The following is an 11,435-nucleotide window of genomic DNA, read 5'->3' on the forward strand; positions in this document are numbered from 1 at the left end:
CTTTTATCTCATTAGGTTTAACAACTTGGTAATCCGTTAATCCAGATATTCTTAAAACATCTTCACACATGGGAGTTGTAATAATTTTCATCATATCATTAATCCATTAGTTGATTATTACTATATTTGTATTAGTAAAAGTTTTTTTCTATATTTATTAGGGTGTTGTCAAAATGTGTGGTGAAGTTACCTTTTCCATCATAAAATTGCGTTTCGAGAATCCCATCTTTTAAGCTTCAAATTTAGTCTAGATAAAAATCCTCGTAATGTTTTAAATTTATTTTTTAAAGATTTAGGTGCTAAATCACCAAAAATACGTTCAATCCAATTACTAGTACGTTCAATAAAACTATCTTCAAGAAACATAGTTAAATAACGAGAATAAGGACGAATCTTTTTATCAATAATCTCATTAATAACATCCGGAAACTCTTCACGCCTACCARASWGATKAWYYARWATAWYKAAAACTTCAAATCTATTGTTTGATTCATAAATTTGATAAATTTCTTCTAAATATTTTTTATATTCCTTATGAGTCTTTTTTGAGATATTGTTCTCTTTTACATGATTATATAAGTATTTGTTGATGTTTTGTTTGGTGTGGAATTCACAAAATTGGTGTTTGAATCCTAAATCTTGTATTGGTTTTCGATAAGCAATATGTAAGTCAGTTGTAATTGCTTTACGGGGTTGATTAAGAGTAGCATTTCGTAAGAAATTATAAACTTCCGTACTATTTTCTTCTTCAACTATTTTATAATCCACCAATGTTCTATGATGTACATCAAATAATGCAAAGAAATAAACATAATTATCACTAATTTCATCTATTTTAACCCATAAACTATCAAACACATAATATCCAGAATAAGTTTCCAAATTAGACTCATATTTAATAATATAATCGACTATAATGTCCTGTACTTCCTGATAAGATACGCATACATTATGTATTCTTTTCATGATCTCCTGTATTCTACGAACGGGAGTACCACAAATAGCATAATAATTCTGTATTATCTTCATAATACGCTTGGAAACACTGAATTTTCTATCAACTACACTGCTAATATCTGCAGAAAAACCTTTACCACAATTACGACATTCATAACGTTTAATACGAGCATCAACATTACCAAAAACATTTAAAACAAGCTTTTTAGGATAATAACCATCTTCAACAACATGTTTAGAACCACAATGAGGACAATAACTCCTAAATTGAGTAAAAACAACACCATCTTTAGTTTCAAAAACTTTCAAATTATCCGCAATCCGAGATAGCTTAGATTTCACATAATCCTCAGCACAGGAAACTGGAAGATCATCATCAAAATAATTATCCAAATAATCTACAATCAAATCTTTACAATCAACAGATAATAAATTTACACATTCATCATCAGTATTATCTTTTCTAATAACATCAACCAATGGTTCACTAAAAAAACCGTCAAGTTTAAGTTGATGACCAACATAATTAATAATAGGAGAGTTATTTTGTACTTTCATAATATAATATCTCTCCTTTTTACTATAAAAACTTTATTATCGCTTATTTTTTAAAACACGCCCCAAGGGGCGAATAAAACTAGTAAAAATTAACATTTAAAAAGAATTAAAAAAGTATTACTTTTTTGCTAAAAAGTAACTGAAAATTCATCACCACACATTCTGACTACATCTTTATTAGGTGTTGTCAAAATGTGTGGTGAAGTTACCTTTTCCATCATAAAATTGCGTTTCGAGAATCCCATCTTTTAAGCTTCAAATTTAGTCTAGATAAAAATCCTCGTAATGTTTTAAATTTATTTTTTAAAGATTTAGGTGCTAAATCACCAAAAATACGTTCAATCCAATTACTAGTACGTTCAATAAAACTATCTTCAAGAAACATAGTTAAATAACGAGAATAAGGACGAATCTTTTTATCAATAATCTCATTAATAACATCCGGAAACTCTTCACGCCTACCAGAGAGATTATCCAATATATCTAAAACTTCAAATCTATTGTTTGATTCATAAATTTGATAAATTTCTTCTAAATATTTTTTATATTCCTTATGAGTCTTTTTTGAGATATTGTTCTCTTTTACATGATTATATAAGTATTTGTTGATGTTTTGTGTGGTTGTTCAGAATCCGGTTGATGTTTGGTTCTGATTTTTCTTTTTTGTGTTTGAAGTTGTGTGTTTTTAGAGTGTATGATTGGGTTTATTTACAAAAAAGAGTGTGTTCTTTGTTTCGTTTTGTTTTTATTGTTGTTTGTTTTTGTGTAGTTTTGAGAGAGAGTTATTGTGTGCAGTTAATTAGGGGCTTATAAATTTAGTGTTGTTTTGGGATTTTTTTTTAGATGTATGTGTTTAGATCTATGTTGTCTGTTTCTTTTAGTACGTTGCGGTGTGTCCAGCGTATTTGTGCTATTTTTATTGCTTTTTTGAGTCCTTGTAGTGTTTTATAGATTCTTTTTTGGCTTCGGGGTAGTGTGGTTCGGTAGTAGTTTTCTACTGTGTTGTTGGTTGCTGGTATTTCTTCATCAAGCAAGTGGTTTAACATGGTTTCTAGTTCGGGTTTGATTTTTTCTAGAAATTTTGTTATGTGTTTGTTTATTCCTTTTTTTTGGTTGTGTATGGTGTTGAATCGTCTTTTGGCTTCTTTGTATGTTTTTGCTGTGAATATTTTTTGTATGCGTTCTATGTCATATTGTATTTTCTTTAGTTGTTTATTGTTTTGTCGTATTTCTTTTTTGTGTGTGGATATTGCTTTTGTTAGTGTTTTAATTTTTTGTATTTGTGTGTTTGTTTTTTTATCTTTTAAAGGTATGCGTCCGGCGTATTTCTTTTTGTTTTGTTCTATGTTTTTTATTTTTGTTGTTTTACTGTTGATTTGTTCTTCTATTGTTTTGTTTTTTCTTCGTATTTTGTTGGTGTGTTTGTTTAGTGGTGTCATTAGGTTTTTCATTAAGTGGAAGTAGCATCTGTGGTGTATTGCTCCGGTTGCTTCTATTATTGTTTTGTAGCTTTTTCTTCCATCGGTTATTATTGCTTTGAGTGGTTGGGTGTTTATTGCTGTTTCTAAGAAGTTTTGTATAGTGTTATCATTAAATTCGTCCTGGGCTACTATGTATTCGTACATTATGAGTTTATTCAGATAATCTATTAATGTCATCCGTAGGTAGAGTTTTCTTTTAATAAAAACGTACTGTTCGTCATATGAATAAACTCCTGAGGGTTGTATGTTCATTTCTTTAATTTTTTGATATTGTTGTGATGCCAGATAATTCAGTAAGTCATTAGTACATTTTTGTTCATGATATAAAATAGTGTTACGTGGTATCTGTACTTCATACTGATCATAAATACTTTCTTTTTTATTTTGATATGATGAATATCCAATTAATGATTTTATTATTCCTTTATTACAGATACTTCTCATATAACTACAGAATTTATCTTTAAACTTAATAAGGGAGCTTATACAACTGCTTTTTTCACACTGATTATGAATATATTTTTGATATTTAACTTCCACATTTTTATTTAATCGAATACTTTTAGTACCATTACACGCTAATGGTTTTTTACAGACCTTACAAATAGGATTACGTTTAATAACACGTACTGGTAGGCCTTCTTGTAAAGCTATATCAATAATATCTTCAAAAACACGTGTTTGACAATCTTCATAAACTTGAACTTCATTAGTTTTACCACAAAAAATAATATCAAGTTCAAACATATTATCTTCAGTGGAGTTGAGAGTTTGTTTCATAATAGTATATATTACTCCACATCCTATATATACTATTTTATGAGCTTATTTTAAGAAATAATAAAATAATCGGGAGCATATTATATAATAAACATAGTATATCTCGGATTATTAAAATTTAAGCTTAAATCTTTCTTTTTATATCAATTAAACATTTATAGAACCTATTTAATTAAAAGTATTTTAAAACTATTAATTTAATTAATCAAGCTTTTATTTTAATTAATTTTAGAAAAAAGAAGTTTATCATTTTTTATATATTAAATAAAAACTAAATAATTATTTAATTTAAATTTAAGAATATTTAAATTGTTGTTTTAAAAAAGTATCAACCGGATTCTGAACAACCACGTTTTGTTTGGTGTGGAATTCACAAAATTGGTGTTTGAATCCTAAATCTTGTATTGGTTTTCGATAAGCAATATGTAAGTCAGTTGTAATTGCTTTACGGGGTTGATTAAGAGTAGCATTTCGTAAGAAATTATAAACTTCCGTACTATTTTCTTCTTCAACTATTTTATAATCCACCAATGTTCTATGATGTACATCAAATAATGCAAAGAAATAAACATAATTATCACTAATTTCATCTATTTTAACCCATAAACTATCAAACACATAATATCCAGAATAAGTTTCCAAATTAGACTCATATTTAATAATATAATCGACTATAATGTCCTGTACTTCCTGATAAGATACGCATACATTATGTATTCTTTTCATGATCTCCTGTATTCTACGAACGGGAGTACCACAAATAGCATAATAATTCTGTATTATCTTCATAATACGCTTGGAAACACTGAATTTTCTATCAACTACACTGCTAATATCTGCAGAAAAACCTTTACCACAATTACGACATTCATAACGTTTAATACGAGCATCAACATTACCAAAAACATTTAAAACAAGCTTTTTAGGATAATAACCATCTTCAACAACATGTTTAGAACCACAATGAGGACAATAACTCCTAAATTGAGTAAAAACAACACCATCTTTAGTTTCAAAAACTTTCAAATTATCCGCAATCCGAGATAGCTTAGATTTCACATAATCCTCAGCACAGGAAACTGGAAGATCATCATCAAAATAATTATCCAAATAATCTACAATCAAATCTTTACAATCAACAGATAATAAATTTACACATTCATCATCAGTATTATCTTTTCTAATAACATCAACCAATGGTTCACTAAAAAAACCGTCAAGTTTAAGTTGATGACCAACATAATTAATAATAGGAGAGTTATTTTGTACTTTCATAATATAATATCTCTCCTTTTTACTATAAAAACTTTATTATCGCTTATTTTTTAAAACACGCCCCAAGGGGCGAATAAAACTAGTAAAAATTAACATTTAAAAAGAATTAAAAAAGTATTACTTTTTTGCTAAAAAGTAACTGAAAATTCATCACCACACATTCTGACTACATCTTTATTAGTAATGATAAAACTATTGAAATAATACAAATAATAATATAATAGTATATAAGACATACACAAAAATAATTTAGTGATTTAATGAAAATAAATGTTACACTATATAATTCCGATACAAACGATGTGGCAATAATAATAGATTTACTGAGAGCTAGTACAACAATAACTCTAGCTTTAAACACATTTGAAGAGGTAATACCAGTTAACAGTGAAGAACAAGCATTTGAATTAAGACAAAATGTTCAAGCAATACTTGCTGGTGAAAAAAATGCTGAAAAAATAGAAAATTTCGATCTTTCAAATTCACCCCATTCAATAAATGATTTCACATCAAAAACATTAGTACTAAAAACTACTAATGGGACAAAAGTAATCAATAATGTACAAGAAAATGATAAAAATACCAAAATATTAATAGGAACAGCAATAAATGCAAGTGCAGTAGCTCATAAAGCATTAGACTTAGCAGATAATGAAATAAACTTGATTATGGCAGGAAGAAAACAAAAATTCACTATAGAAGATTGTGTCGGAGCAGGAATAATAATCAAAGAAATAATAAAAATAGCTGAAAAAGAAGATATATCCTTAGAATTAACAGAATCAGCACAAGTAGCATACATGATATCTAATGATGAAGAAGTATCTAAAAATTTAATAGATTCCTCTGAAAGTGCAACAAGACTGAAAGAATTAGGTGCATTTGAAGATATTGAAATTAGCAAATCAATAAATACAACAAAAAATGTACCCTCATTTATTGATGGTAAAATAATACTAATATGAGCATGTGATAACATGAACGAAAATTACGATGAAAGAAACTATAAACTACCACCTATAACAAGAGTGTATCCGAAAAATGATGAAAAAGAAGAAGATATTATCCTTCCCGAACAAACAGATGAATCATTTAACGAAGATGAAATTGTTGAAGAATCAGAAATAATAGAACCTATACTAGAACCATCACTTGAAATAGTAGGAACAGCACACATATCAGAAAAAAGCATAGATACTGTAAGAGAAACAATTTATGATAAAAAACCTGAAATAGTAGCAATTGAATTAGACACGGGAAGATACCAAACATTAGTGAATGAAAGTTATGGAATAAAACAAGAAGAAAAATTTGACCTAAAATCACTACTCAAATCATCAAATTTAGTAGTAACATTAGTAACTACATTCCTAGCACACACACAAAGGAAAATGGGTGATGACGTAGGTGTTAAACCAGGTTCAGAAATGTTAGAAGCAGCAAAAATAGCACAAGAAGTAAATGCTGAAATAGCATTAATAGACAGAAACATACAAATTACATTAAAAAGAACAATTAAAGGAATGACATTTAAAGAAAAATTAACATTTGTATGGGAACTAATAACATCCTTCTTATCAGGGGATGATGAAGAAGAAGGTTCATTCGAAGAAGAAATAGAACGATTAAAACAAGAAGACACAATACAAGAAGTAATGGGATATTTTAAAGAAGCTTCTCCTGGAGGATATAATGCATTAGTACATGAAAGAGATGCTTACATGGCATATAATCTTAAAAGTCTTGAAAACAGGAATGTAGTAGCAGTAGTGGGTGCAGGACACAAATCTGGAATACAAACATTCTTAAATAATCCTGATACAATACCAGATATAGAAACATTAAGCTACGTCAAAGAATCCAGATTTTCAATAACAAAAATAATAATTTATTCAATACCTATAATTTTTATACTAATATTCATAATAGCATTTTTTCAGGGTATTAATATAGAAGGAGGTTTAATAAATTATTTAATATTTGCAGGAGGAGGAGCATTTATAGGATCATTATTGTCCGGTTCAAAAATACAATCCGCAATAGTGGCTATGCTTGTAGCACCAATAACAGTTATACACCCGTTACTCGCAGCAGGATGGTTTTCAGGTATAGTTGAAGGAAAATTACGAAAAGTAGGATTTGATGATCTTCATGAACTAGCAGACTTTGAATCATTTGGAGACTTATGGCATAACAAGTTGTTTAGGGTAATACTAGTAGTATTAGGTACAAATCTTGGATGTACAATAGGAGTTTTAATAACAATTAATAATGTATTCTTACCTTACTTACAAGCAATTTTAGGCATATGAAGGAAGTATGATAATATGGCATATTTATTATATCGTTGTGACTGTGGAAGAGTATTATACTCAAAAGAGGGCGTTAAAACAAAAAAATGTACATGTGGAAAAACATTAAATGTAAAAAAAAGAAGAATACTAAAAATAGCAGATTCTATAGATTTGGCAATACAGGGAGTGCAGGACATGCAAGAAGAGATATATGGTGGTTCAATCTTCAGAACTGCTGATGAGTTATAAGTTCACTTATCTCTTTTGTCATTTCACAAGCTTTACAAGGACTTTTAGCAGTTGGCTGGCCACATATTTCGCATGAATTTAATTTAACTTTTTCTTGTTTAAGAGTAAATGTTTTCATAAATGATTTGAAAATATTATTCTTAGTTCCTTTCTGTTTTTCTTCAAGTCTATTTAATAATGATTTCACATCACTACGTAGTGATGTTACTGAATAAGGACATTCTTCATCATGAATAGGAATATTATTAACCACACACCATATTCCAACATCTTTCTCTGGAAGTCTCCATAATGGTTTAATACGCGGTACCATATTTTCGTGAATCTTACTAAGTTTAGGTCCAAACTTAGGGAATTTGTTCTGATCATTACGTGCAAAAGTCATGAGGAATGATTGAATTTCATCATCCATGTTATGTCCTGTAGCTATTTTATCACATTCATGTTCATCAGAAATTTTATTTAATAAATATCTTCTATAAACACCACAAGGCATACAAGTACTTTTATATAAATTATGTATTTCATCTAATGAATAATTCCATTCCTTTTTAAATGAATAAACAGTTAAAGGTATATCTAGTTTTTCACAATTTTTTCTTGCAGTTTTTATTCCTTCTTCACGATAACCTGCTATTCCTTCATCGATACATACTGCTTCAATATTAAAATTCAAATCCATCTTCTTTCTATAATTATGTATCATATGAAGAGTTAAAATACTGTCTTTTCCACCAGAAACACCAATCATAATCTTTTCATTTTCATTAATTAGTTTATACTCTTCAATGGTGGTAAAAACATTTTCTTCAACATATTTATTAAATGAATTTTTTTCAATTTTCATAATAACAGTTTTCCTAAAAAAATAGTAAAAAGAATGAATAATTGGGTGTTAATGTTTATAATAATTCTTCAGAACCTTTTTTTACTGTTTCAATAATTGTATCCAGTTCACTGGTCGTTAATGAAGGATGAACTGGTAATGAAATTACCTGGCTAGCTGCAAGTTCTGCTTCAGGACAATCTCCTGTAAGTCCAATATTCTGGTAATATGGTTGTTTGTATAGTACAATAGGATAATGTACTCCTGTTCCAATTTCATTATCGGTTAGGTATTGTTTGAAAGCATCTCTATCCTTGGATACTCGAATAGTGTACTGGTGGAATACATGGGTGACGTCATCATCTATTTTTGGTGTAGTTATACCATTAACATCACTTAATCCTTCAGAGAGGTATTTTGCATTTTCATTTCTTTTCTTATTAAATTCATCTATGTGTTTTAGTTGTACTAATCCAATGCTAGCAGCAATATCTGTCATACGGTAATTGTAACCGAGTAATGATTGTTCATATCTTTTACTTTCTCCATGAGCACGTACCATTCCTGCCTTTTCTGCAAGGTCATCATCATTGGTTGTGACCATTCCACCTTCTCCTGTGGTCATATTTTTAGTAGGATAAAAACTGAAACAGCCAAAATCACCTAAACTACCTATTTTTTTACCTTTATATATTGCTCCATGGGCTTGTGCAGCATCTTCAATGACTTTTAAATCATGTTTTTCAGCTATTTCAAGTATTGGATCCATATCTGCTGGCTGACCATAAAGATGTACTGGTATTATTGCTTTAGTTTTATCTGTTATTTTTTCTTCAATTTTTTCAGGATTTAGATTAAATGTTTCTGGATTAATATCTGCATATACAGGTTTTGCATTAGAGTATAATATTGAATTTGATGTTGCTGCAAAAGTGAATGGTGTTGTAATTACTTCATCTCCTGCTTCTATTCCTGCTGCAACAATGGCAGTATGTAATGCTGTTGTTCCGGAACTTGTTGCAATTGCATGTTTTGATTCAGAATATTTTGCAAATTTTTCCTGAAATTCTGCTACTTTTGGTCCTTGTGCAAGCATTCCTGATTTAAGAACTTCTGTAACTGCTTCTATTTCTTCATTACTAATTATTGGTTTTGCTATATTTATCATAAAGATACCCTTCCTTAGGTTTTGTATTCATTCTTGAATTAATTTCATTAATCATTCATTACTTATTTAATATCTAATTATTAATTAATAATTTTTTTTGTATATTATGAGTGTTGGCATAAATTCGTTTTTGTAATACTTTTTATGTGGATGAAACTTTTTTTTAGTATGATTGTTACGTATGTATATATGAATATGAAATATATTACTTATCAAGACCCCCCCCTGATTACTTACCAGCTGCTCTTGGATTAAACTTATATAGCTTTTATTCTATAATTTATATTATCGAAGTCATAGGATTGTTATTTTATGAAATTCTTTTCTTGATTTTTCGGTTTTAAAGTTAATGGAGTGAAATAAGCAGTATTGATTATTATGATGGATGAAAATTGTATATATTTAACTCAAAGTACTCTTATTCGAGGTCTTTCTAAGAAACAATTCAATGTTTTAGTGGATATTTCATTGAAATTAAATGATTTACGAAATTGTGCTATAAAAACTACTAAATTAGATAAATGTGCTGATGATAAACATTTTAAACAGTTGAATTTCAAATCAATAATCACTAAAGTTAAAACTGAATTCAGTAAAGATTATTCACTTATTCAAGCTCATATAGCAAATAATGTTATTAAAAAGCATGTTGAATCTTTTAATTCTTATGTTGCATTAACAAATAAAAGCATCGATAATGAATATAAACGACCATTAAATAAACCTAAAACCAGAGATAACAGTTTACATAATATTATAATATCAAAGGAGTCAATAACTTCTTCCAAGAAAAAATTGGCACAGGGTTACATTGAATTACCTTTAAGCAGAGAATATAAAAAAGAGTTAAAATCCAAAGATTGCAGACCACGTATTAGAATTCCTGAAAATATACGTGATAAAAAGATTATACAGGTAGAAATTATACCATTAAAGAATGGACAAATGTTTAAAGCCAATTTCACGTATCAAATGGAAAAAGAGTCTCTAGGTTTAGATGAAAGTAAGATGATGGGTATTGATTTGGGTGTTAATAATTTTGCAAGTATTGTTACAAGTGAAGGGACCCCATATCTTGTGGGCGGGCGATTTTTAAAAAATCAAATAGCCTTCAAATGCAAAAAAACAGCACAATATCAATCAATACTAAACAAACAGGGACTAAAAACATCCAAACGATTACAAAAATTTAACACCAAATTTAAAGCAATACAAAGACAACTTCCTAGATCACACAACCAAATTCATAATAGATACATGTAAAAAACAAGACATAGGAACCATAATACTCGGATACAACAAAAACTTCCAATACGAAACAGATATGGGAAAAAAACAAAATCAAATATTCACACAAATTGCTTTTAAAAAATTCATAAACAAATTAGAAACGCAATGCCAAAAATATGACATTAAACTAATTATTACCGAAGAATCCTACACAAGCAAAAGCAGTTTCCTAGACAACGACATATTACCAACCTACAAAGCAGATGAAGAAAAAAATGAGGAATATGAATTTAAAGGAAAACGAATAAAAAGAGGACTCTATAAAACAAGCACTGGAATATTGATAAATGCAGATATCAATGCAGCATGTAATATCATTCGTAAAAGTAAGCAGAACTTCCCTAAGGAACGACTGTATAAGTGGGCACGGACTGCCCCAGGGAAAATCAAAAAAATACAAGACTATTTTCAAAAATAAACAATAAAAGAAAAGGGTATTGTTACATTTGATTTGAACAAAGACATAATACTGGTTATCATTTTGAAAAAAAAANGGTTAATATTTTTTCGAGTATTACTTTTTTTTCTCTTGAAACTAATTTATGCCAAGTCTCATT

At 28.7% G+C, this 11,435-nt stretch carries 10 protein-coding genes and 1 pseudogene; 5 read left to right on the top strand and 6 right to left on the bottom strand.

Translation table 11 applies throughout. The annotated features are described in order from the left end of the window. Positions 1–198: 198 nt before the first annotated feature. From PXD04_RS13225 to PXD04_RS13240, 4 genes and pseudogenes are all read right to left on the bottom strand, one after another. Positions 199–1,515: pseudogene (locus PXD04_RS13225) on the bottom strand (hypothetical protein). Between the two features lie 217 nt (positions 1,516–1,732). Further along, positions 1,733–1,993 carry a hypothetical protein gene (locus PXD04_RS13230; RefSeq protein ID WP_323737334.1) on the bottom strand — a complete coding sequence of 87 codons (261 nt, stop codon included), beginning with the start codon at positions 1,991–1,993 and terminating at the stop codon, positions 1,733–1,735. Between the two features lie 361 nt (positions 1,994–2,354). Further along, a complete protein-coding gene (locus tag PXD04_RS13235) occupies positions 2,355–3,776 on the bottom strand; it encodes a hypothetical protein (RefSeq protein ID WP_323737335.1) in 1,422 nt (473 codons plus the stop codon). A gap of 294 nt (positions 3,777–4,070) precedes the next feature. Next, a complete protein-coding gene (locus PXD04_RS13240) occupies positions 4,071–5,051 on the bottom strand; it encodes a hypothetical protein (protein ID WP_323737336.1) in 981 nt (326 codons plus the stop codon). Between the two features lie 260 nt (positions 5,052–5,311). Between PXD04_RS13240 and comB the strand changes: the two genes are divergently transcribed. The 3 genes from comB to PXD04_RS13255 are packed head-to-tail and all read left to right on the top strand — an operon-like array spanning position 5,312 to position 7,594. Further along, on the top strand, positions 5,312–6,016 hold the full coding sequence (comB, locus tag PXD04_RS13245) for a 2-phosphosulfolactate phosphatase (RefSeq protein ID WP_323737337.1): 705 nt from the start codon (positions 5,312–5,314) through the stop codon (positions 6,014–6,016). A 12-nt stretch (positions 6,017–6,028) separates the two neighbouring features. Then, positions 6,029–7,363 carry a TraB/GumN family protein gene (locus PXD04_RS13250; protein WP_323737338.1) on the top strand — a complete coding sequence of 445 codons (1,335 nt, stop codon included), beginning with the start codon at positions 6,029–6,031 and terminating at the stop codon, positions 7,361–7,363. 15 nt (positions 7,364–7,378) lie between these two features. After that, entirely contained in the window at positions 7,379–7,594 is a 216-nt protein-coding gene (locus PXD04_RS13255; RefSeq protein WP_323737339.1) for a DUF1922 domain-containing protein, read from the top strand. Here the strand turns inward: PXD04_RS13255 and PXD04_RS13260 are convergent. Then, complete coding sequence (locus tag PXD04_RS13260; RefSeq protein WP_409988295.1) at positions 7,572–8,444, bottom strand: TIGR00269 family protein; 873 nt, start codon at positions 8,442–8,444, stop codon at positions 7,572–7,574. The genes PXD04_RS13255 and PXD04_RS13260 overlap by 23 nt on opposite strands. A gap of 52 nt (positions 8,445–8,496) precedes the next feature. Further along, positions 8,497–9,588: a DegT/DnrJ/EryC1/StrS family aminotransferase gene (locus PXD04_RS13265; protein WP_323737341.1), complete on the bottom strand. Its 1,092-nt coding sequence runs from the start codon at positions 9,586–9,588 to the stop codon at positions 8,497–8,499. Between the two features lie 378 nt (positions 9,589–9,966). On the opposite strand from PXD04_RS13265, the gene PXD04_RS13270 reads away from it, so the two are divergent. Both PXD04_RS13270 and PXD04_RS13275 read left to right on the top strand, forming a co-directional pair. Beyond that, entirely contained in the window at positions 9,967–10,851 is an 885-nt protein-coding gene (locus PXD04_RS13270) for a transposase (protein ID WP_323737342.1), read from the top strand. A gap of 10 nt (positions 10,852–10,861) precedes the next feature. Next, positions 10,862–11,296: an IS200/IS605 family accessory protein TnpB-related protein gene (locus tag PXD04_RS13275; protein ID WP_323737432.1), complete on the top strand. Its 435-nt coding sequence runs from the start codon at positions 10,862–10,864 to the stop codon at positions 11,294–11,296. Positions 11,297–11,435 lie beyond the last annotated feature (139 nt).

This window comes from Methanosphaera sp. ISO3-F5, assembly GCF_034480035.2.
Classification (GTDB): domain Archaea; phylum Methanobacteriota; class Methanobacteria; order Methanobacteriales; family Methanobacteriaceae; genus Methanosphaera.